At 29.2% G+C, this 23771-nt stretch carries 22 protein-coding genes and 1 tRNA gene; 4 read left to right on the top strand and 19 right to left on the bottom strand.

Annotation, left to right across the window (positions count from 1 at the left end; translation table 11 throughout):
- Positions 1-27: 27 nt before the first annotated feature.
- The 7 genes from NON08_RS00615 to NON08_RS00585 all read right to left on the bottom strand — a co-directional run bounded on the left by NON08_RS00615 (position 28) and on the right by NON08_RS00585 (position 6156).
- Complete coding sequence (locus NON08_RS00615; RefSeq protein WP_256689604.1) at positions 28-747, bottom strand: SIMPL domain-containing protein; 720 nt, start codon at positions 745-747, stop codon at positions 28-30.
- Positions 748-789: 42 nt separating this feature from the next.
- Positions 790-1998, bottom strand: coding sequence for a radical SAM protein (locus tag NON08_RS00610; protein WP_256689603.1), 1209 nt, complete (start codon positions 1996-1998; stop codon positions 790-792).
- A gap of 84 nt (positions 1999-2082) precedes the next feature.
- Positions 2083-3672 carry an NAD(P)/FAD-dependent oxidoreductase gene (locus tag NON08_RS00605; protein WP_256689602.1) on the bottom strand — a complete coding sequence of 530 codons (1590 nt, stop codon included), beginning with the start codon at positions 3670-3672 and terminating at the stop codon, positions 2083-2085.
- A 73-nt stretch (positions 3673-3745) separates the two neighbouring features.
- Positions 3746-4018 (bottom strand): HU family DNA-binding protein, encoded by a 273-nt coding sequence (locus NON08_RS00600; protein WP_023050698.1) that lies wholly within the window; start codon positions 4016-4018, stop codon positions 3746-3748.
- A 152-nt stretch (positions 4019-4170) separates the two neighbouring features.
- Positions 4171-4256: transfer RNA gene (locus tag NON08_RS00595), tRNA-Ser, on the bottom strand.
- Positions 4257-4326: 70 nt separating this feature from the next.
- Positions 4327-4908: an HD domain-containing protein gene (locus tag NON08_RS00590; protein ID WP_256689601.1), complete on the bottom strand. Its 582-nt coding sequence runs from the start codon at positions 4906-4908 to the stop codon at positions 4327-4329.
- A 33-nt stretch (positions 4909-4941) separates the two neighbouring features.
- Positions 4942-6156, bottom strand: coding sequence for a DEAD/DEAH box helicase (locus NON08_RS00585; RefSeq protein WP_256689600.1), 1215 nt, complete (start codon positions 6154-6156; stop codon positions 4942-4944).
- A gap of 170 nt (positions 6157-6326) precedes the next feature.
- Here NON08_RS00585 and NON08_RS00580 point away from each other — a divergent pair, with 170 nt between their 5' ends.
- On the top strand, positions 6327-7280 hold the full coding sequence (locus NON08_RS00580) for a carbohydrate kinase family protein (protein ID WP_256689599.1): 954 nt from the start codon (positions 6327-6329) through the stop codon (positions 7278-7280).
- A 39-nt stretch (positions 7281-7319) separates the two neighbouring features.
- Here NON08_RS00580 and NON08_RS00575 read toward each other — a convergent pair whose 3' ends face one another.
- The 3 genes from NON08_RS00575 to NON08_RS00565 form a co-directional block, all read right to left on the bottom strand.
- On the bottom strand, positions 7320-7994 hold the full coding sequence (locus NON08_RS00575) for a Bax inhibitor-1/YccA family protein (RefSeq protein WP_256689598.1): 675 nt from the start codon (positions 7992-7994) through the stop codon (positions 7320-7322).
- A 67-nt stretch (positions 7995-8061) separates the two neighbouring features.
- Positions 8062-8256 carry a hypothetical protein gene (locus NON08_RS00570; RefSeq protein ID WP_256689597.1) on the bottom strand — a complete coding sequence of 65 codons (195 nt, stop codon included), beginning with the start codon at positions 8254-8256 and terminating at the stop codon, positions 8062-8064.
- Between the two features lie 478 nt (positions 8257-8734).
- On the bottom strand, positions 8735-10114 hold the full coding sequence (locus tag NON08_RS00565) for an MATE family efflux transporter (protein WP_256689596.1): 1380 nt from the start codon (positions 10112-10114) through the stop codon (positions 8735-8737).
- A 90-nt stretch (positions 10115-10204) separates the two neighbouring features.
- On the opposite strand from NON08_RS00565, the gene NON08_RS00560 reads away from it, so the two are divergent.
- Together NON08_RS00560 and NON08_RS00555 are read left to right on the top strand one after the other, a co-directional pair.
- Entirely contained in the window at positions 10205-12154 is a 1950-nt protein-coding gene (locus tag NON08_RS00560) for a molybdopterin-dependent oxidoreductase (protein WP_256689595.1), read from the top strand.
- Between the two features lie 47 nt (positions 12155-12201).
- Complete coding sequence (locus NON08_RS00555; protein WP_256689594.1) at positions 12202-12909, top strand: glycerophosphodiester phosphodiesterase; 708 nt, start codon at positions 12202-12204, stop codon at positions 12907-12909.
- A 41-nt stretch (positions 12910-12950) separates the two neighbouring features.
- Here the strand turns inward: NON08_RS00555 and NON08_RS00550 are convergent, their stop codons facing one another.
- The 8 genes from NON08_RS00550 to NON08_RS00515 all read right to left on the bottom strand — a co-directional run bounded on the left by NON08_RS00550 (position 12951) and on the right by NON08_RS00515 (position 21641).
- On the bottom strand, positions 12951-14582 hold the full coding sequence (locus NON08_RS00550) for a BCCT family transporter (RefSeq protein ID WP_256689593.1): 1632 nt from the start codon (positions 14580-14582) through the stop codon (positions 12951-12953).
- 144 nt (positions 14583-14726) lie between these two features.
- Complete coding sequence (ilvC, locus tag NON08_RS00545) at positions 14727-15677, bottom strand: ketol-acid reductoisomerase (RefSeq protein ID WP_256689592.1); 951 nt, start codon at positions 15675-15677, stop codon at positions 14727-14729.
- 33 nt (positions 15678-15710) lie between these two features.
- Complete coding sequence (gene ilvN / locus NON08_RS00540) at positions 15711-16193, bottom strand: acetolactate synthase small subunit (RefSeq protein WP_256689591.1); 483 nt, start codon at positions 16191-16193, stop codon at positions 15711-15713.
- 3 nt (positions 16194-16196) lie between these two features.
- The gene (gene ilvB / locus NON08_RS00535) at positions 16197-17861 is read right to left on the bottom strand and encodes a biosynthetic-type acetolactate synthase large subunit (RefSeq protein WP_256689590.1); all 1665 of its coding nucleotides are present in this window, start codon (positions 17859-17861) and stop codon (positions 16197-16199) included.
- Between the two features lie 9 nt (positions 17862-17870).
- Positions 17871-19526: a dihydroxy-acid dehydratase gene (gene ilvD / locus NON08_RS00530; protein WP_256689589.1), complete on the bottom strand. Its 1656-nt coding sequence runs from the start codon at positions 19524-19526 to the stop codon at positions 17871-17873.
- A 269-nt stretch (positions 19527-19795) separates the two neighbouring features.
- Entirely contained in the window at positions 19796-20119 is a 324-nt protein-coding gene (locus NON08_RS00525) for a PadR family transcriptional regulator (RefSeq protein WP_256689588.1), read from the bottom strand.
- Positions 20119-21180 carry a chromate transporter gene (locus tag NON08_RS00520; RefSeq protein WP_256689587.1) on the bottom strand — a complete coding sequence of 354 codons (1062 nt, stop codon included), beginning with the start codon at positions 21178-21180 and terminating at the stop codon, positions 20119-20121. Before NON08_RS00520 ends, NON08_RS00525 begins: the two co-directional genes overlap by 1 nt.
- Before the next feature lie 74 nt (positions 21181-21254).
- Complete coding sequence (locus tag NON08_RS00515; RefSeq protein WP_256689586.1) at positions 21255-21641, bottom strand: hypothetical protein; 387 nt, start codon at positions 21639-21641, stop codon at positions 21255-21257.
- A gap of 199 nt (positions 21642-21840) precedes the next feature.
- Here NON08_RS00515 and NON08_RS00510 point away from each other — a divergent pair, with 199 nt between their 5' ends.
- A complete protein-coding gene (locus NON08_RS00510; RefSeq protein WP_256689585.1) occupies positions 21841-22281 on the top strand; it encodes a GNAT family N-acetyltransferase in 441 nt (146 codons plus the stop codon).
- A gap of 75 nt (positions 22282-22356) precedes the next feature.
- Here the strand turns inward: NON08_RS00510 and NON08_RS00505 are convergent, their stop codons facing one another.
- A complete protein-coding gene (locus tag NON08_RS00505; RefSeq protein ID WP_256689584.1) occupies positions 22357-23742 on the bottom strand; it encodes a hypothetical protein in 1386 nt (461 codons plus the stop codon).
- Positions 23743-23771: the final 29 nt, after the last annotated feature.

Below are 23771 nucleotides of genomic sequence, written 5' to 3'. Positions count from 1 at the left end.
TCCTTTTTATATAATATAGTATATTTTTTAATCAACTAGGTAGTATTCGATTGTACTAACAACTCTTACATTTTTAATCTGTGGATTATGTTGATCTCTGTTAGTTATAGTAAACTGTCCTTGATTTGCAGATTTAATTTTTCCTAAAGAACTATTAGAATCTTTTGCGAATTTTTCAGCAACCTCTCTAGCATTTTTAGTAGCCATCTCTATCATCTCAGGTTTTAGATCATTAAGTTTTGTATAGATATAATCAGTTGTAGTTCCATATTGATTTGAATTTCCTAGAGCTATATTTTCTTTAACAAGTTCACCAATTTTATTCGTTAAAGTATATACCTTATCCACTTTAGTTGAATAAACAGTTACTGTTTGAGTTGCTACATATCTAAAAGCAGCAACATTATTATCATATTGATATAACATCTTGTCTTCAATAGTAGGTGCTGAAATAGTTATCTCACTGCTTTCTATTCCGTTCTCTTTTAAGAATTCAATAATTCTACCATTATCTCTTTCTAAATTAGAGTAGATTTCTGAAAGCTCATTTCCAGCAACTTTGAAATCAATTGGCCATAGAACCACATCAGCCATAACCTCTTTTTCAGCTAATCCTTTTACAGTTACAACTCTGTCCATTGTTTTTGCTTTTATAAAACTCTCTCCTAAAGTGTAACCTAAAATCCAAAGGCCAAGAAAAATACATACTCCTAAAATTCCATAACTTGTATTTAACCTATTTCTCATATAATCCTCCTAATTGAAAAATTATTTTGAAACTGTAATATACTACTCCTCTTCTTCCTCATCCTCTTCAACAAAGAAATCCTCATACATCTCATCTTCATCATCAACTATAAGGAAATCTATCTCATCTAAACAATTCTCTAACTTTAGATTTTCTGGTAGATCCATTTCATCTATGAACTCAAAGTTTTCATCCTCTAAAACAGCTAGGAACAGATGTGGTAAAAATCTATCAAATTCACTTACATATGTAGTTGCACCAAAAGGTTGTCCTTGTTTAGAGTTTTTGTTTAACTCTCTTGAGTATTTTGTATGATTTGAACAATCGTGAACAACTAGTGGCCAATTCTCATCACAAGCTTGTTTCATAAGTTTAAATGTAATCTCTCTTGACCAAAGTGGAGATATATATCCTCTTCTAGCCATATACATTCTCTCTCCAACATAGTTATTTATATTGTCCTCTCCAAAGTGAAGTTCAGCACAGTTTATAAAGTCTATACCTGTTGCTAGAATCTTTTCCTTCTTTTCCTGGAACTCTTCATAAAATTCTGGAGTCATTGGAGTCTCTATTCCAACCATTGGAATGTACTCTTTTGCTATTGCCATATTTTCAATAACTTTATCACTACATTTAACAGCACCTAAATTAAATCTTAATTCATTTAATCCAGCTTCACCAAGTTTTTGTAAGTTCTCTCTTGTACATAAAGAACCATTCGTATACATATGCTGATAAATTCCAGCTTCACTTAGCTTTTTTATAATTCCATAATATTTTTCAATATCTAAGAACGGCTCTAAATAAACATAAGCTATTCCACTTGGTTTTTTCTGTATAGATAATAATAGGTCTATATCCTCTTCATAATAAAGAGTCTCTCCTATCTCCCACATTCCATCAGGGATAGGCTCTTGATTATCTATATTGTCATGGTAGTAACAGAACTTACATAGTAAATTACACTGGTGAGTTTTTCTTATTCCACCAAGACCGTCACCAAATAAACATGATACACATCCTTTAGGGAATTTCTGTTGATCTCCAACAAAGAATGTTCTTCCTTTTAAATTTTTTAGATCAGCAATCTCATCTTTCATCTCTTGATGTTTTTTATTAACTGCTAGTTCAATCTGTCTAATAGTTGAATCTATAATTGGGCTAAATCTTTTAAACACTTCTGTTTTATCTCCAGAAAGTGATGATAAATGACTAAACCACTCTAATGCGTCTTTTTTTGATATTTTCATTATTTATTCTCCAATTCTAAAATTAAAATATAATCTACCTTTAATTATATACCTTTTGAGTAAAGATTACAATATATAATCTTTTTATTCTACAGTTGTAAAAGCTAAATCCACTATTTTAAATCCATCTATAGCAGCACTTATGATTCCACCTGCATATCCAGCTCCCTCTCCTATTGGATAAAGACCTTTTGTATTTATAGATTCTCCAAACTCATTTCTTGTAACTTTTACAGGAGCGGAAGTTCTAGTCTCAGGACCAATTAAATTAGCATGAGCACTTATAAAGTTTCTTTGAGTTTTTTCCCAATATCCCATAGCCATTTTCATATTTTTAGATATTACTTCTGGGAAAAGGTTATTTAAATCATAACTTTTTAATTCCATCTCATAGCTAGATTCGATTTTTCTATTAGTAGTTTTACCCTTTAAGAAATCCAGAGTATTTTGATATAGTGCTCCATAATTTCCAATTATATCATAAGTTTTCTTTTCAAGTTGATCTTGGTATTCCATTCCAGAGAAAAGCTCATCTCCAAATTCATTGGCTTTAACTCCAACAACTAAAGCAGAGTTTGAGAATCTACCATCTCTTTGAGAATAACTCATTCCATTAACTAAGGTTCCTCCCTCTTGTGAGGCAGCATTTACAATAACTCCACCTGGACACATACAGAAAGAGAATATCCCTCTTTCTTCATCTCTATTATTATAAGTTAAACTGTACGTTGCAGCTTCTAAATTTGGGTGGTCTGCCATTTTCCCATATTGCATAGAATCAATATCCACTCTTGGATGCTCTATTCTAGCTCCAATAGCAAAAGGTTTATTTTCCATGAATACACCATTTTTATGAAGCATTCTATAAGTATCTCTAGAAGAGTGTCCAATAGCTAAAATCACATGATCATATAAAATAGTTTCTTCAACCTCAATAGGTGATTTCACATTTTGGATTTTAATTCCCATGACTTTTCCATTTAAAATAACTACATCTTTTATAAGAGTATTAAAATAAAACTCTCCACCTAACTCTATAATCTTTTCTCTTAAGTTTTTAACAACTACTTTTAAAACATCAGTTCCAACATGCGGTTTATAATCCCAAAGAATCTGCTCTTGGGCACCATTGGCAACTAACTCTAAAAATATTTTATTCATATATCCACTTTTAACTCTTGTGTTTAGTTTACCATCTGAATATGTTCCAGCTCCTCCCTCTCCAAATTGGATATTGGAATTAGGATTAAGCATACTAAACTTTATAAATTCATTAATAGTTTTATCTCTATCGTCAACTTTTTCTCCACGTTCATAAACTATGGGTTTTATTCCAAGTTCACAAAGTCTAAGAGCTGCAAAAAGTCCAGCTGGTCCAGCACCTATTACAGCAACTCTTTCTATTCCATCTTTTGCTTTATAAGTAGGTTCTTCTATCTCTTTTGCTAAATTTACATTAGTTAACGATGAAACATCTACATCTTTTTTTAATGTAACTTCTATATTGTAAACAAACTTTATATCTGTTTTTTTTCTACTATCTATTGATCTTTTTGAATATTCAATTTTTTCTATATTATCAGCTTTTATTCCTCTTTTAATTATCTCTTTTTCTAGTTCAAGGTTTTGATCTTTTTCAATAGAGACATTGATGTTGTTTATAATGACTTTCACTTTACACCTCTTTTTAAATAAAAAAGCTCCGAATGATATTCTTCAAAAGAATTGTATTCGAAGCATTTTGTAACTATACTATTTTTTCCTCTAAAGTTTTTCCAACTCTAAATTTAACAACTTTTTTCTCTTTTAACTTCATTTTCTTACCTGTTTGTGGGTTTCTTACGTGTCTGGCTGCTCTAGTAACTACTTCGAACTTTCCCCAACCTATAAATGATACTGGTTCACCTTCAACTAGCTTTTGTTCAACTAAATCTAAAAATAACTTAACTGCCTTCTCTGCATCTTTTTTAGTGTATTCACCTGTTTTTGCAAATAAATCGATAAACTCTTTTTTAGTCATTGTTACCCTCCTTGAACTATTATAAAATATAGTATACAAGAAACCAAAAACTTGAAAACCCTTTATTTATGGTATCTTTAAACCGATTATACTCAGTAAACCCTTAAATGTCAATACTTTATGAAGATTTTTTTTAATTTTTTATTCAAAATTGGCGATAGAGGTGGGACTTGAACCCACGAAGCTTACGCTCTACACGCGTTCCAGGCGTGCTCCTTAGCCACTCGGTCACTCTACCTTACCCATTAATTGATACTTTTTATAATAGCATATGAATAGAGAAAAATCAACACTCTATTGGTGTTTTTTTACTTAATTATTCCTCTCTCCTGATACTTTAAAAATTCAGGTAGCATAACTTTTTCATACAGTTCAGGAACGTATATTTTTATAACTTCTGCTCTTTTTAAAACTCTTTCCATAGGAGCATTAAATTTTTTCCAAGTATGACCATCTGAAGTTAAATTTTGCATAAACCCTTGGTATCTATCACACACATTAGCAAATTTAGCCTCATTGCTTTGGCACTCTTCAAACTCTAACCAAAGATTTAAAAACTCATCTTTTTGATCGTCTGGTAGGAGAGAGAAAAGTTTTACAGCAGCTTTTATCTCCTCCTCTTTCTTATCAGGTCTAACCTCTCCAAAAGCTGGGGTATCTCCTGCATAAATTTCAACTAAATCATGTATTAGTATCATCTTTAAAGACTTCTCTAGATCTACTTCTCCTTGAAAATACTCTTTTATTGTTAAAGCAACTAGAGCCATGTGCCAACTATGTTCTGCATCATTTTCCTCTCTTTTTCCATTTACAATAAGTGATTGTCTAAAGATATCTTTAACTTTATCAATTTCAAATAAAAATGCCATCTGTTTTTGAATTCTTTCCATTTTATGTGCATCCCCCTTCTTTTTGTTTCTTTTCTATCTTCTATAACGCTTTTTTTGCTCTTCTATATTTTTTGTTCTTGCGTTTATTTTCTTATTATACTTCTTTTTAGGTAGTTCTAGTGTTGACATAACACCTTGAGCAAATTCTATTTCAATTTCAGGAATAGTAAAACCAATTGTGTTCTCTATATCTTTTAACATATCTTCATTTCTTTCTGTAACAAAAAGATAAGATTCTCCTTTTTCTCCAGCTCTACCAGTTCTACCTATTCTATGGATATAACTTTCAACATCCTCTGTTATATCATAGTTAAATATATGTGTAACTCCTGTTATATCTACCCCTCTTGCTGCAACATCTGTTGCAACTAAAAATTGGAACTCAACATCTTTAAAGGCTTTCATTATTTTCTCTCTTTTTGCTTGAGGAATATCACTGTGTAATTTTTGACAAGAATATCCTCTAGCTGATAGCTCTTCCTCTAAACTATCAACTCTAACCTTAGTTCTACAGAAGATAATTCCCATAAATGGATTTGTATCATTTAATAAAGAACAAAGAGTGTCTAACTTTCTTCTATCTGATGTTTTAATAAGATGTTGATTTATATTAGCTAATTTATTTTCTTTACTTTCAATAACAATATTTAAAGGCTCTTTAGTTATTCTATAGGCTACTTTTTTTACTGTTGAATCTATTGTTGCAGAGAAACAAAGCGTTTGCCTTTTTCTACTGCAAACTTCTATAATTTTATCAATCTCATTTCTAAATCCCATCATTAAAATTTGGTCTACCTCATCTAAAACTAAAGTTTTGATCTTTGATAGATCAATGGCTTTTCTTTCTATTAAATCTACTAATCTTCCAGGAGTTCCTATAACAACATCAACTCCAGATTTTAAACTTTCTATTTGTCCTGCAATCTCTCTTCCACCATATGCAAGCATTATTTTTTTATTGTCAAAATTAATTTTATCACACTCTTCAGCTATTTGTATTGCTAACTCTCTAGTTGGAGTTACAATTAAACTTTGAGGAGTTTTTACATTACTGTTCAAATTTTGTATAATAGGAATTATAAAGGCTAAAGTTTTACCACTTCCTGTAGCAGCTTGGGCTATTATATCTTTTCCATTTAAAGCTGCTGGGATAGCTTCTTTTTGTATGTCAGTAGGTTCTTTTATACCCTTTTTACTCAATAGTTCTATTATATTTTTATTAACATTTAAAACATTAAAATTATTCACATATTCTCCTTTAATCTATACTTTTTCTTCAATTGTTTATTATAACATTTATTCATAAAAAAAGAAATAAATAAAGATAACTTTAATTGTTCAATTTTAATCTTTGACTTTTGTAAAAAATCTGTTAAAATATATTTATTTATTTTTTTAATGTTTAGGAGGAAATTGTAATGCAAGATTGTCTAAGCGGACAAAAGTATATACTAGTTTTTGGAGCTTCTGTTGTCGATATGTTTGGTTTTTGTAATTCATCATATAAGGCCTGCGATTCTATTCCAGGAAAGATAAAGATCTCTTTTGGAGGAGTTTCAAGAAACATAGCTGAAAATATGGCTAGAGTTGGAGTTAAAACTAAATTTATATCTATTATAGGAGATGACGAGATTGGACGTTCAATGTTGACTCACTCTTTAAAAATTGGATATGATATGAGAAACTCTTTAGTTTTAGAAGGAAGAAGTACACCAACTTACATGGCTGTTTTAGATGAGAGTGGAGAAATGGTTTCAGCAGTAGCAGACCTAGATAGTATAAGTGCTATGACAACTGATTTTATAGACTCAAAAGCACCTATGATAGAGAATGCTGCATTTACATTCTTAGATGCTGATGATCCTATTAACTTAGAGTACCTATTAACTAAGTTCGAAGGAAAAACAAACTTTATATTAGATCCTATATCTTCTACAAAAGCTGATAAAGTAAAACATCTTATAAAGCATTTCCACACAATAAAGCCAAATAGAGTTGAAGCAGAGGTTTTATCTGGTATTAAAATCAACACTAGAGAGGATTTAGAAAAAGTTGGAAATCATTTCTTATCTTTAGGAATAAAAAATGTATTTATAAGTTTAGATGCCGATGGAATTTACTATACTAATGGTAAAGAGAGCGGAACATTAAAAGCTACTGGAGTTACAGTTAGAAATGTTACTGGAGCAGGAGATTCTTTTGTTGCAGGACTAGGATTTGGTTATATGAATGATCTTCCTATAAAGGAAACTGTTAAGTTCGCTATGGCGATGTCAATTGTTACAATATCTCACGAAGAGACTATCCACCCAAATATGGGGCATGATCTTATTCAAGAGATAATAGCAGAAACAAATTGGATTGAAAATTAAAAAATGGACTATTTTTAGTCCATTTTTTATTTGTTACAATTAATTGTTTCTTCTACCAAATAATCTTAATAGATTTAGGAACAGGTTAACAAAGTCAAGGTAAAGCATTAAAGCTCCAATTGTTGAAAATTTATTATAGTCTTCCTCTGTTAAATTGTTATCTTGGAATATCTTTACAATTCTATTTATATCATAAGCTATTAATGCTGTGAATAAAACTACTGCACATACTGATATAAACCAACCAAGAATTGATATTTTTAAAAATAAGTTTAGGAGAGAGACAATAACTAAAGTTATAAGTCCACCTTTGAAGAAACCATCATATGATGATAGATCCTCTTTAGTTTTTAATCCATAAATTGTCATTCCTACAAATATTAAAGATGTGACCCCTAACACATAAAGTATTGAGTAAGGACTATATATCAACATAACAACAGATAATACAAGACCGTTCATTGCAGAATAAGCCACAAAAAGAAGCTTAGCTGTACCACTACTTATTTTATTTATTCCAAAGTTTAAACCAAGAACTAATAATAATTCTGCTACTATTATGAAAGTCATATAGTTAGCAACAAAAGATATCAGTGGTTGACTTTGAACAACATACCAAGAAACACCCCCTGTGATTAAAAGCCCTAAAAACATCTGCATAAAAACTTTTCTTAGAAAACTATTTTTTGTTGAAATCTCAACTGAACTATACATAATTTCATCCTCCTTTTTTAATATAAAAAAGCTGGCTTTGCCAGCTGTTATAATCTATAATTTTGTTTTATTCACTTATAAATTCATATAGCTTTTTCTTGTCATTCACCACTTTAGTTTTAGTTTTTTCCTTAAATTCTTTCTTCATTTTTGGAATTTTCTTTTTACTATCCTCTTTACTTCCTCCTTTTGTGAATTCTCTTGGAATGTAATTCATTTCATCATCCTCAAATTGATCAAAGTTCATTCTCCCGTTAGCCATTTCATTCTCCTTTAAATTTATAAGAGAGGTTTTTTCCTCTCACTTATTAAATATTATATTTTCTGATTTTTGTCAATAGTTTTATAATTTATTTTTTAGATTATCCCATTAAATATTCCATGGAAACACTATAAAACCTAAAACTAAAATTAAAATCAAAATTAATCCCATAATAATTTTTTTTACAACATTATTTTCCTCTTTCATATAACCCCTCTTTTGTAATGAATTTAATGTATTATACTTATATTTAAATATTTTTCCTTTTTTAAATAACTATATTATTTTTCATATATCCATATCATATAATTATTATATTTGTTAAAGTTATTAATCTGATATATACTACAACCAGTACATTGTTTCCTTATAATGTATAATAAAGTGTGTGTGTGTGTTGAAAAATAGGTTCTTAAAAAAGGACCTATTTTTCTTTTTACAGAAAAATAGGTCCCTTTAAGTTTTTTTATTTTATTTCTTATTCATAAATTCTAATTTTAAACAATGAAAATTGTGAGTTATTATATTTATTTAGATTTTTTCCAACCATGATAACAGTTACAATAGCAGCTATTATATCACATATAGGTTGCGCTAACCAAACACCTGTTAGACCATAGCTCTTTGAAAATATTGTAATCAATGGAATTAAAAGTATAACTTGTCTTAATAAACTTAAAAACATTGCAGCTTTTCCTTCACCAATTGCTAAGAAGTAATTACTTCCTGCCATTCCTAAAGCTATTGCAGGCATTGCCATTAAATAGATTCTAATTCCATGAATAGAGATTGCCATTATATCTGGATTTTTATTAAATAGTCCAATTATTGTTCCTGGGAAAACCTCTACTAAAAATAGCGCTACTGCAAATATTGCTACTCCTGCCCAAGTTGCTATTTTATACGCTTCTTCCATTCTTCCATATTGTTTAGCTCCAAAGTTATAACCTATAATAGGTTGTGCTCCTTGAGATATTCCAAACACAGGCATAAAGAAAAGTAATGCTATTGCATTAACTGTAGCCATAGCTCCAATAGCCAAGTCTCCACCATGAGTTTTCAAAGCGTTATTATTTACAATTTGCACCATACTTGTAGCTAGCTGCATTGTAAATGGTGATATTCCTATTGCAAATATCAATTTTACAATATCTTTATTTAACATTAAATTCTTTCTTTTTATTTTTAAATCAGATCTCTTACTCATATAGTATAAATATGACAGTAAGGCAGTCATAACTTGAGAAAGAACAGTTGCATAAGCTGCACCTTGAATTCCTAAATTAAATGTAAATATAAATATAGGATCTAAAATGATATTAACAAAACAACTAAATACCATTATTCCTGAACAAATTTTAGGATTACCATCAGCTCTAATTGTACTATTTAATGCGTATCCCATTATATTAAAAACTGTTCCATATAAAATAATTGTTATATACTCTTTTGCATATTTTAATGTACTTTCACTTGCTCCAAAAGCTTTTAAAATAGGATCTCTATAAATTGTTCCTAAAACCGTTATAACTAATCCTAAAATTAAAGATAGGGTAATTATATTTCCCATTATTTTTTCAGCGCTATCTCTTTTTTGCTCTCCAAGCTTTATTGAGATATTTGCAGTTGCTCCTATTCCAATTAACATTGAAAAGGCTAAAACAATTGTAACAATAGGCATTGTTATTCCTACTCCTGTAATTGCTAAAGCTCCAACTTCCTCCATATTTCCTATAAAAATTCTATCAACCACATTATATAGGGCACTTACTAGCATACTAATTATTGCAGGAATAGAATATTTTATAAGTAGTTTTTTAATGTCACCATTGTGTAGTGTTAATTCCTGTTGTTTCACATGTTCCTCCTTAATTTTTTCTCATCCTTTCATCATAACATTTTTTTTAAAAATATGATATAATTAATTTATTTTTTAGGAGGGTTTTTAGTGGAAATATTTAAGAATAGCTGTTCTCTTGATTGCTTTGATGTATGTAAAATTAATGTATATAAAAAAGATAATAAAGTTATAAAATTAGAGGGAAGCAAAGAAAATAATTTAACTGATGGTTTTTTATGTTCTAAAGGTTTAAAGCATTTAAATCGTCTTTATGATGAAAATAGAATTTTAAATCCTCTTTTAAAAGTAGGAGAGGGATTTAAAGAGATCACATTTGAAGAAGCCTTAATTCTTATAAAAGATAGATTAAAAACTATCAAAGAAACTAGTTCTACAAATTCAATTATTCATTATAGCGAGTCTGGAGCTGGGGGACTTTTAAAAGGAATTCATGATATATTTTTTAATTTTTTAGGCGGAATTTCAACTGCAAGCGGTGGAACTTGTTGGTCTGCTGGATGTGCTGCCCATGACTATGATTTTGGTGGAAGAAAAACTAGCGATTTAGATGATATGAAAAATTCTAATGTTATTATACTTTGGTCAAGAAATCCTGCGATTACATCTGTACATCTATATAAAAAATTACTTGAGATGAAAAAGTTGGGAATAAAAATTATAACTATAGATTTTAGAGAAAATGAAACTTCTAGTATAAGTGATCTTCATATCAATGTAAAAGGTGGAAGTGATGGAGCGTTAGCTTTAGCTCTTTGTAAATTAGCCTTTGAAAAAAATCTTATTGATCGTGGGTTTTCTCAAAATAATATTATCGGATTCCATAAATTTGAAGAATATATCAAGACTCTTAATTTAACTGAACTTTTAGATGATTGTGGAGTTAGCTTTGATGAATTAACTGAATTTTATAACTATATATCTCTTGGAAATATTATGACCTTTATAGGATATGGATTACAAAGATATGTAAATGGTGGAAATAGTGTGCGAGCTATTGATGCTTTAATGAGTATAACAGGAAACATTGGAAAAAACGGTGCTGGAGTTTTCTATTCAAGCAAAATTTATCCTGATATTTTAAATAGAGATCCTTATAATAGCTCAAGTTTTGCTAAAAACTCTCGAGAGTTTCCAATTACTAATTTTAGTAATTTTGTAAAAGAAAATGATATTCAAGCTATTTTTATTAGCAAAGCAAATCCGTTAAATCAACTTCCAAATTTAAATAAAACTTTAGAGGCTTACAACTCTATTCCTTTTAAAGTTTGTTTTGATATGTTTTTAACTGATACTGCTAAAAGTAGCGATCTTATTATTCCTGTTACAAATACTCTTGAAAGTGAAGATATTATATACTCATCTATGCTTATGCCATCTTTAATGTATAATGAAAAAGTTGTAGATCCTTTAGATTATAGAATAGATGAGTTTGAGTTTTTTAAAGAGTTAGCTAAAATTTTAAATTTAAAAGAGTATCCTCAAGTTTCTAAAGCTGAGTATTTAAATAGGGTCTTAGAGCCTTTAAATATAACAATTGAAGATCTAAAGAAAGAGGATATCAATATACAAAAAGGATATATAGCTTGGAAAGATAAAAAGTTTAAAACTCCATCAGGTAAAATAGAAATTTATAGTGAAACTGCTTTAAAAGATGGAGCTGAATCTATGCCTATTTTTATAAAAGCAACTAAAGGAACTAAAGAGTTTCCAATTAGACTTGTGACTCCTCACTGTAAAAATTCTTTATTCAATCAGCATGTTGGAGATGTTAACGATATCTCTAAAATATATATTTCTAAAGAAAATTTAGGAAGTCTTAAGGAGGGGGATATAGTTACTGTTTCTTCTCCAAATGGCAGTATAGAGTCTGAAGTTAAAATAGATAAAAATTTAAAAAAAGATGAAGCATACATATTTATGCAGTGGAGTAAAAAACAAGGAAATCCAAACTTTTTAACAAATAGTTTTTCCTCTGACATAGGAGGTCAAGTTGCGTACTATGACACATTTATATCTATTAAAAAAAGTGATTTATAAATTTTGTAAAGAAATTTAATTTTATAGAAAAGGTTCAAGGAGGAAAGATGGAAATTTTAGCACATAGAGGAGCTTCAGGTACAGCTCCAGAAAATACAATTGCAGCATTTAAAAAAGCTTTAGTTGACGGATGTGATGGTTTCGAGTTTGATGTTCAACAAACTAAAGATGGTGAAATTGTTGTATTTCATGATTGGACTTTAGAAAGAACAAGTAACGGTAATGGATATTTAAGAGATCATACTTTAGAAGAGTTAAAAAAGTTAGATGTTGGAAGTTGGTTTAATGACAATTTTAAAGGAGAAAAAATCCCAACTTTAGAAGAGACTTTAAATATCATTCCAGATGATAAACTTATAAATATTGAATTAAAAGAGGAACACTCTATTGAAAGAGGAACTGAAAAAAAAGTTTTGGATATTATAAAGAAATATCCCACAAAAAATATAATTGTTTCATCTTTTAGTCATAACCTTTTAAAAAATTTAAAAGAGTTAGATAACTCTATTAAAGTTGGAATTCTTTTAGAATGTGCTCTTGTAAATCTAGATTTGTATATTGAAAATTTAGGTTTTAAAATAGATGCATATCATCCTGGAAAAAGTTTTTTAAATAAAAAAGACGTAGACTATTTAAATTCCAAGGGCATTGATATTAATGTTTGGACAGTTAACACTACAAAAGATTTTAATCTGTTAAAAGATATGGGTGTAACTAGAGTTATAACAAACTTTCCAAAAGAGATTAGAAAGTAATAGATATAAAAAAACAGCAGAAATTATCTGCTGTTTTTAATTCATTTCTTTAAACCCTTAATTGCATCTGAAAGATCACTAATCTCCTCTAAAGACATTTTTCTAAGTTCATTTCTTAAAGCTATTTGTTTTTTAATATACATATCTCTTTTTAAAGAGTAAAACATTGTAAATATCATTATTGGAAATAGTATTAGTAGTGGAAAAGCAATTATAATAGAAGCCGTCTTAAGCATGTTTAGTCCACCTGCAAATATTAGAGCTATGGCTAAAAGTGATTGCGTAACTCCCCATATTAACTTTTTGTAACTTGGAGGATTCAAGTCCCCATCAGAACTCATCATCCCTAAAACATATGTAGCAGAATCTGCTGAAGTTATAAAAAATGATCCTAACAACAATATGGCTATTCCACTCATTAAAGCTCCAAATTTATATTGACCAAAAACTAAAAATAATGCTGTCTCTGTATTTTCTACAGCTACTGTTGCAAACTCTTTTCCTAAAGTTACTCCTAAAGTTCCAAAAGCTGAGAACCAAATAAAAGAAACAACAGATGGAATTATAACTACTCCAATTACAAACTCTCTTATAGTTCTTCCTTTTGATATTCTAGCTATGAAAGTTCCAACAAAAGGTGTCCATGCAACCCAATTAGACCAATAAAATATTGTCCATGCTGACATCCATTTATTATCACCAAAACTATTTGTTTTTAAACTAATTTTTAAAAAATTATTTAAGTAGTTTCCTAAGTTTTCAGAAAAAACATTGAATATAGATATTGTAGGACCTAGGATAATAACCATCAACAGTAGTACAACAGAGATTAAAACATTTATATTAGACAATATTTTTATTCCTTTATCTAGTGAACCTAAAGCTGATGCTATAAAAATGATAGTTACAACAGTTATTATAACTATTTGACTGAGTATACTATTTGGTATATTAAAAAGATAGTTTAATCCACTATTTATCTGCAATGCTCCTAATCCTAAAGTTGTTGCAACTCCAGTAATTGTAGCTAAAATTGCGATTATATCTATTATATTTTTAACTTTTTTTTCATAAAATCTCCCTTTTAAAATAGGTGAAAAAAGAGAACTTACAAGTCCTTTTTCTCCTTTTCTAAATTGGAAGTATGCCATGGCTAAAGCTAAAAAACTATATATTGCCCATGGATGAATACCCCAGTGAAAAAATGATGTTTTAAATGCAAAATCTATGGCTTCTTTAGTTCCACCCTCCATTCCACCAACTGGATATACATAGTGAGTCATCGGTTCAGCTACTCCAAAGAATACCAATCCAACTCCCATTCCTGCAGAAAATAGCATTGAAAACCAAGAAAGATTTGAGTATTCAGGCTTAGAATTATCTTTTCCAAGTTTAATATTTCCATAGCTACTACAGCATAGAAATAAACAAACTAGTGCTATTAAAAGTACAATGATTAAATATAGAAATCCAAAGTTTGTAATTATAGAATCAAGAAGCTCTGTAGTTACTTTTTCAAAAGTAATTTTATCCCAACCAATTATTGATAAAATGACAAAAATAATTAAAAATGTTGTATAGAATATGGTATTTTCTTTAGTTATAGCTTTTTCTAAAATTTTTGTTTTTTCATCAATTTGTTTAGTACAGCCGCCATTATTATAATTTTCCATGTAAAACCTCCTTTGAATAAATATTATATATAGTCTACTCTTTAAAAATGGTTTTCCTTCTTTTTTTAATCATATGATTATAGGTCTTTATTTTGTAAATAATAAAAAATCACAGAATTAGTCCTGTGATTATTTTTATATTTTTTATCTATTTTTAAACATCATCTCTCTTAGCTCGTTTCCAACAATTTCAATTTTTTCCTCTCTACATCTATTTCTCATAGTTTTTAAAATTGGATATCCTGCTTGACCTTCTAAAATAAAATCTTTAGCAAATTTTCCATTTTGAATATCTTCTAAAACTTCTTTCATATTCTCTCTACTCTCTTTTGTTATAATCTTTTTTCCAGTTGTATAGTCTCCATACTCAGCAGTATTTGAGATTGACTCCCTCATAGCTGCAAATCCCTTGGAATAGATTAAATCGACAATTAATTTCATCTCATGAACACATTCAAAATACGCTAACTTTTCATCATACCCTGCTTTTAAAAGCGTTTCGTAACCCGCTTTCATAAGTTCTACTAATCCTCCACATAAAACAGCTTGCTCTCCAAATAGATCTGTTTCTGTTTCATCTTTAAAAGTAGTTTCTAGAACTCCTAAATTTAAACAAACGCCCTTAGCCCAATCTTTAGCTAATTGAAGTGTTTCATTTGATGGATCTTGGTATACTGAGATAAGAGCTGGAACTCCCTCTTTTTCTAAAAATTTCTCTCTTACTTTATGGCCTGGTGATTTTGGAGCTACCATAAAGACATTTAAATCTTTTCTTGGTGCTACTTGAGAGTAATGAATATTAAATCCATGAGCAAAACCTAAAAAGGCACCATCTTTTAAATTTTTCTTTAAATATTCATTGTAAAGAGCTGGTTGATTTTCATCTGGAACTAAAAGCATTGCTACATCCGCAACTTTAGCACCATCTTTTAAATTTAAAACTTCAAATCCATCCTTTTCTGCTTTATCCCAACTTTTACTATCCTCTCTTAACGCCACACTTACATTGTAACCACAATCTTTTAAATTTAAAGCATGTGCATGCCCTTGAGACCCATATCCAAATACAACAACCTTTTTTCCTTGTAAACTCATAACAACTCCTCCTCTAATCTCTATTTTTATTTTTTAAACTTCTAAGCCTCTAGTCATTGCTGAAACCCCTGTTCTTGCAATCTCCAAAATATTAAAATTTCTAACTAATTTTAAAAAACCATCTATTTTTCCAATATCTCCTGTTATCTCAATTATTAAACTCTCAAGACCCACATCTACAACAGAACCTCTATATATATCTAAAATTTGAAGAAGCTCTTGCCTGCTTTTAGAATCTACTTTAACTTTTACTAAAACAAGTTCTCTTAAAACACTTTCTTTGGAAAATGACTTTATAAACTCCACATCAAATAGTTTTTCAGCTTGTACTATAACTTGATTTAAAGTGTAATCATCCCAAAATCCAGTTATAGTCATTCTTACTGTATCTTCTGGATGTCCCTCTCCAGCTGTTATATTTTCTATATTTATACCTCTTTTTTGAAATAACCCAGATATTTTATTTAAAACTCCTGGTTTATTTTTCATAACTAAAAGTATTCTCTTAGCTTCCACTTTCTATACACCTCCAATAGTATGTTCATAAGATTTTCCAGCTGGTATTATAGGATATACATTATGTTCAAATGACATCTGAATATCTAACAGATATGGTTTATCATTTTCTAAAATCTCCTTTAATCTATTTAAATTTTGTAAGTTATCTATTTTTTCACCCTCTACAAAGTGAGCATTTCCTAATTTTACAAAATCTGGATTTATATCTAAAATTACACTTGAATATCTTTTATTATTAAAAAGTTCCTGCCACTGTTTAACCATTCCCAAAGCTCCATTATTAAAAATCAATATTTTCACAGGTAGATTGTATTGAGCTAGTAGAATCAGTTCTTGTTGATTCATTTGAAACCCACCATCTCCCACAATAACTATAACTTTCTTATTAGGATTTGCCACTTGTGCTCCTATAGCAGCTGGAAGCCCATAACCCATAGTTCCAGCTCCTCCTGAAGTACAAAATTGAAATGGTTTTTTTATATCTAAATGTTGAGCTGTAAACATTTGGTGCTGCCCAACATCAGTTACAACTATATAGTCATCGTCTAGAATTTCATTTAAAACATTTAGAGCTGCAATTTGATTTAAACTTTTTTCTTCAGTGCTTTTAGTTCTTTTAAATGAATCTCTCCAAAATTCAAAGCTATTTTTTAAATCCAGTGATAAAATATTTTTTAAAACATCTTTTGCATTACCTACAATAGGTAGATCTACAACGATATTTTTATTTACTTCAGCTCTGTCTATCTCTATATGAATTTTTTTTGAATTAGGAGAAAATCTATTTTTATCTCCTACAATTCTGTCGTCAAATCGCATTCCAACACATATTAGAAGATCTGCTTCATCAACTGCTCTATTGGCTTCTAAAAGACCATGCATACCAATCATACCTAAATAACCCTTATCTTTTTTATTAAAAATTCCAAGTCCCATAAGTGTGGAAACTACTGGAAGCTTTAATCTCTTAGAAAGAAGCTTTATCTCTTCAACACAATCTCCATTTAATACTCCCCCTCCAACTACAAGTACAGGTTTTTCAGAACTATTCAAATACTTCTCAACCTCTAAAATATCCTTTTCTTCATATAGAGGTTTGAATTTTTTTATCTCTTTTATCTCTTTTTTTAAAAGTTCTTGAAAAACTATATAATCTAATTTTTGTTCTTGAATATTTTTAGGAATATCTACCAATACTGGTCCAGGTCTTCCATGACTTGCTAAACTATAGGCCTCCTTTAGTATCTCAGGCAATTCATTAATATCTCTAACTAAATAGTTATTTTTAGTTATTGGAGATGTTATACCAATAATATCACTTTCTTGAAATGAATCCTTTCCTAAAAAAGAGGTACTAACTTGACCTGTTATAACTAACATAGGAACTGAATCCATATGAGCTGTCATTATGCCTGTAACTAGATTTGTCGCCCCTGGGCCAGATGTAGCCAAACAAACTCCAGGAACCATCTTAGTTCTTGCATAACCATCTGCACTATGAACAGCACCTTGCTCATGTCTTGCCATATAATGTCTTATATCTTTAAAGTCGTATAGTGCATCATATATAGGAATTACTGCTCCCCCTGGATAACCAAAGATATCCTTAACTCCTAAATATTTAAGTGTTTCTAAAACTATTTTAGCTCCTGTTATCTCCTTCATACTCTCCTCCTATCTCATAACTGCTCCCTCTGATGAATCTGAAACTAGCTTCATATATTTTTTTAACATTCTATTTTTTACTTCTTTTTCTAAAAGAGTAGTTGTCTCTTTTCTTTTTTCTAACTCTTCACTTGAAACTAACAGTTCTATTTTTTTATTTGGAATATCTATCTCTATATAATCTCCATCTTGTACATAAGCTATCACACCTTTATCTAAAGCCTCTGGAGATACATGCCCTATGGCAGCTCCTCTAGATCCCCCTGAAAATCTTCCATCAGTTACTAAAGCGCAGTACATATCTAGTCCCATCCCTACTAAAGCTCCTGTTGGTGATAGCATCTCTCGCATTCCTGGCCCTCCTTTTGGTCCTTCATATGAGATCACAACTACATCACCTTTTTCAATATTACCACCTAATATAGCTTCAGTGGCTTTTTCTTCACAGTTAAATACTTTTGCCTTTCCTTTATGAACTAGCATACTTGGATGGACTGCTCCTGATTTTACAATTGCTCCCTTTGCAGCCAAGTTTCCTTTTAAAACAGATAATCCTCCTGTATTAAAATAAGGATTGTTAAAATCTCGAATTATCTCTTTATTGAAAACTTCCCCTTTTTCTGCTATATCTAAAATATCTTTTAAAGCCACAGTGGGATTTGATTTTAAAAGTTTATTCTCTTTTAAAACTTTTAAAACAGCACTTACTCCTCCTGCTTCATAAAAATCCTCTATAAAGTATGAACTTGCTGGAGATAGTTTTACTATCTGTTTTGTTTTATTTGAAACTTCATCAAAAGTATCTAAAGTCAATTTTTCTCCACACTCATAAGCTATTGCAGGAAGATGAAGAGCTGTGTTAGTAGATCCTCCCAAAGCCATGTCTACAACAACTGAGTTATATAAACTAGAACTATTTATTATGTCTCTTGCTTTCACTCCTTTTTTCAAAAGTTCCATAATCTGGATCCCAGACTCTTTTGCCAATCTTTTTCTTTCAGAATAAACACTAGGTACTGTTCCATTTCCTGGAAGAGCTATTCCTAAAGCTTCTGTTAAACAGTTCATCGTATTAGCAGTATACATCCCTGAACATGAACCGCAAGTTTTACAAACTTCATATTCAGCTTTTTTTAACTCCTCTAGTGTCATCTCTTTATTTTGGACTTTTCCAACATATTCAAATAGATCTGATATTCCAATTTTTTTTCCTTGAAATTTTCCAGCTAGCATAGGTCCGCCACTTATAAAAATAGATGGTAGATTCAGTCTCACAGCTGCCATTAACATTCCTGGGACAACTTTATCACAACTTGGCATGAAAACTAATGCATCAAATGGCATTGCATATGCTGTTGCCTCTATTGAATCTGCTATTATCTCTCTTGTTGGAAGTGAGTTGTTCATACCTTCATGTCCCATAGCTATGCCATCACATATAGCTATAGTGTTAAACTCCATAGGAACTCCTCCATTCATATAGATTCCAGCTTTAACCTCTTCTACTAACTCTTTTAGCTGTATATGTCCTGGAACTATCTCATTGTAAGAATTAACTATTCCTATTTTAGGTAGGTCTATCTCCCTCTGCGTCAATCCCATAGAATAAAATAAAGCTCTATGTGGTGCTCTACCTAACCCCTTTGTTACAACATCACTTCTCATACCTAACCTCCCTCATTGTAAAAACTATAAAAAAAAGAGCTTAAATCCATAGACTTAAGCTCTTAAAACATCTTAGCATTGCTCAAGCCATTATTTTTTAAACAAAATAAGGCTTGAATATTTTCTGAGATACAACTCATCAAATCCAAACCCAAAAGCATATTATTATAATTATAGTTAATAAGTTTTTGAATCTGTTCATGAGTGCTCCCTCCTTTTTCTAATTTTTATAGATTCTATATTAATTTTTTTTAAATGTCAACTTTTTTTTATTTTTTTATTTTTTTAGTTAATTCTAAAACTTGCTTTTCAGCTTCTTCTAAAATCTCTTTTCCTGTTTCAGTTATACTATAATATATTCTTATTTTACCGTCATCCTCTTTTATTTTCTCTGTTTTTAAAACCTTTTCTTCTTCCATTTTGTGTAGCATCGGATAGATCATTCCTGGACTAACTTTATATCCATGTTTTTCCAAATGCTCCATAAGCCAAGATCCAAAAAATGGTTTTTTACTAGCATGTCTTAAAATATGAATATTTATAAATCCTAAAAATATTTTTCTTAAATACTTCTCTTGTACCTTCTTTTCCACTATATCCTCCATATTAGATAGCCATATATCAATGATATGATAATCAAACAATAACTATCCATTTTAAATTTAATTAAAAGCAAATTAATTATAACTAAAGGGACTCCTTTTAAATCTTTCATTAAGTCCTTCCCCATAAGTAGTATCACAGATACCATAACTCCCAAACTAGATGCATTGACAAAGTTTAAAAACTTTGAAGCTATGAGATTATTTCTTACTTTACTCACTATACTTCCTAAGAAATATATAAAGATAAAGGATGGCAAAAATATCCCTATTGTTGCCCATATAGATCCTACTACTCCACCGATTTCATATCCTATAAATGTTGCTGTTGTCAATATAGGTCCTGGAGTAAATTGCCCAAAAGCTATTGCATCTAAAAGTTGTGTTTCTGTTAATATTCCACTTTGAACAAAAAGATCAGAAATATAAGCAATAAGCATATATCCCCCTCCAAATAAAGTGGCTCCTATTTTAAAAAACTTTTCAAAGATTATAGCCCATAGTGGCAAAATAACTACATTTAAACGATTTTTATTTAGATACAATGTATAAACTGTAGCTAAAATTCCCATAGAGAAAATAATAAAAATCTCTTTTTCTAAGAAAAAATTTAAAAAACATGAAAGTAGTAAAACTATTACTTGATCATTATTTTTTTTTATTTTATTATACATATTTATTAAAGAAAATATAATTATTGGAAATACTCCAAATTTTACATAATCAAAAATAGGCTTTATATATATAATATCTTTTGAATAACTATATATAACTGCTAGTAATAGAGTTATAAAAGCTGCAGGAAATATGAATGACAAACCTGCAACTATCATACCCCAAAATCCTTTATAACGCAACCCTGTAAGCATAACTATTTGCGTTGAATTTGGTCCAGGTATTAAATTTACACTTCCTATAAAATCTAAAAAATCCTCTTTAGAAATTATTTTTCTTTTTTCTACAACCTCCCTTTCTACCATAGATATGTGAGCTACTGGTCCTCCAAAAGCTGTGCATCCTAGTTTAAAAAATATTTTAAATAAATCTAACATTTAATTAACTCCTTTTCTTTATCTAATTTTGATATCATATTTAGATAATACATTGAAGTTAATTTTTTGTCAAATTAAAATCCAAAAGATCTACTTTTTGTTGTTGTTTTTTCAACAGAGTTTGAGTGAGTTACAGTGTTAGAATTTCTTGTTGTAGTTGTCATTATTCCATTACTACCATAAGGTTGAGTATATGTTTCTGTTTTACTTGTTCCTACAGTATTAGATGTAGACATTCCTGTTTTATGAGTTTCTGTTATAGTTTTATTTTTAGAATTAAAATCTGTAAATGGACTGCTGTTATTAGAGCTATTATAAAGAGCTGTAGCAAGTATTGTATTTGCTACTAAGTTCATATCTAAACTGTTTCCCCTAGTTTGCTGTTGCCCTTCATACATTGTGGAAGCACACCCTGTAAAAGATAAAGCAATTAATAAAATTATTCCTTTTATTTTTTTCATCTATTTATCTCCTTATTTCTATAATTTTTTATAATATCTATAACTTATATTACTATATAAATTATAGATATTGTTTTTTTATACATAAATACCTTATTTTTTTACATGATTTTTTTATTTTTTATTGAATTTTTTTATATTTTTATTGTATACTTATTTAACGTTATATTTTTTATAGTTTTTTCTAAAGGAGGTTTATATGATTTTATGTAAAAAATTTAATGAATTGACACTTGAGGAGCTTTACGATATTTTAAAATTAAGATCTGAAATTTTTGTTGTAGAACAAAAGTGTGTCTATAACGATATTGATGACAAAGATAAAACCTCTTTTCATGTGATGATAAAAGAAAACGATAAAATTAAAGCATATCTTAGAGTTCTTCAGCCTGGAGTATCCTACGACAATGCTTCTTTAGGCAGAGTTTTAGTTGCTAAAGACGCTAGAGGAAAGGGTTATGCAAGAGCTATTGTAACAGAGGGGATAAACTGCGTTTTAAAAAATTTAAACACAAATAAAATTACTATTGGTGCTCAAGAATATCTTAAAGATTTTTATAAAGAGCTTGGATTTAAACCAGTTTCTGCAGTTTATTCTGAAGATGGAATTCCTCATTTAGATATGACATTTGAAAAATAAAAATAAAAAAAAGAAATAGTGACTCTTTTCTCACAAAAAAAGACTTGCTATTTCTTCTATTATTTTTTATACATTTTATTTCTTATTCAATCCTACATTTAATGCATGATTTTCTAAAATTTCATAGATTTTAATATTGTTATATGAATCTATTAAAATTGACTCATATGATATTTTGCTGTCTGCTATTATTATGTCATAATCTTTTTTTAATTTAGCCACATTTTTTTGATAGAACAATATCGGTTCTACATCAAAATTTACCGCTGGAATATACCTTTTTAAGGATATATTAAAAGCACTTTTCCGATTTATTGCAGCATCATGAAGAAGTAATAAAACATTTTTTATTTCTGAAATATTCTCCTCGATAATAATTGTTTTTAAAACAAATGCTATCACATATTTATCTGCTAAGTATATTTTATATGAATTTTCTGCTAAAAATATATCTAATTTTTCTAAAATTTTCATATAGGATCTATCTCTTTTTATATTAGATATCTTTAAAATATTATTTTCTAATTTAAAAAACGAAAGATAAACCTTATTAAAAAGTAGTTTATAAAGATCTTTATTATTAATTTTCAACTTGAAATAGTCTTTTAAATCACTTATAAATTTAGAACTTATATTTATTAAAGTTCCATCTAAACGCCCTTGATCTAAAGAGAATGAATATAAAAAGTAAACCAATTGTTTTTTATACTCTTCGCTTAATTCTTTTCCACACTTTTCAACAGAATTTTTTATTTTTATAAACTTATCCATCTCTTTAATAGATTCTACTTTAAAATCAAACCCTCCAAATATATCTACACAAACTTCTAAAACATGTATAAATGCCAATACAAAATAATTAACAGACATCTCTGAATTACTTAAAATAGGATACAATTTTTCTACTCTTTCTTTTGTATCAAACTTTTTTATACTATTTAATAAATTTCTTCTGCTTGGAACTAAAATATCCTCCTCTATAAAGAATATCATTAATTTTTTGCAAAAAGCTGTTTTATCTAAACTACTGAGATGAGTTAAAACTAATCCCTTTCCATGGATATACTCATAAGTTGATCCATTTTTTGCAAATGTCTCTTTTACTGTTTTAAAAGCTCTTAAAATTGTACTTCTAGATATATCTAGATTCTCTTTTTCTTTTTCTAAATTTAAAAATCCCGTTGCTATAAATTTAATAAATAGATAATCTACTTTTTCTACTGATGTTAAAGTGTTAAAATTGTTAAATAGTGTTTTCATCTGTTGATTTGAAAGATTTAAAGAACATAAGCTGTCGTTCCTCTTTATTATTGGTAAGTTGATCGATTCTAAAAACTCATTAAGTTGTAAGATTGCTTTCATTATTGAGCTTTTCTCTACTTCTAAATACAACTGCATATCATCTACAGACATTTCACTCTGAGATAAAATTTTTAAAATATTTGCAGCTGTTGTATGCATTATACCACCCCCTACTATTATATAATAGC

The sequence above is a fragment of the Cetobacterium sp. NK01 genome (assembly GCF_024506395.1).
In the GTDB taxonomy this organism is placed as follows: domain Bacteria; phylum Fusobacteriota; class Fusobacteriia; order Fusobacteriales; family Fusobacteriaceae; genus Cetobacterium_A; species Cetobacterium_A somerae_A.
The sequence above is the reverse complement of the archived record's forward strand: the minus strand, read 5'-3'. Positions and strand labels throughout refer to the sequence as shown.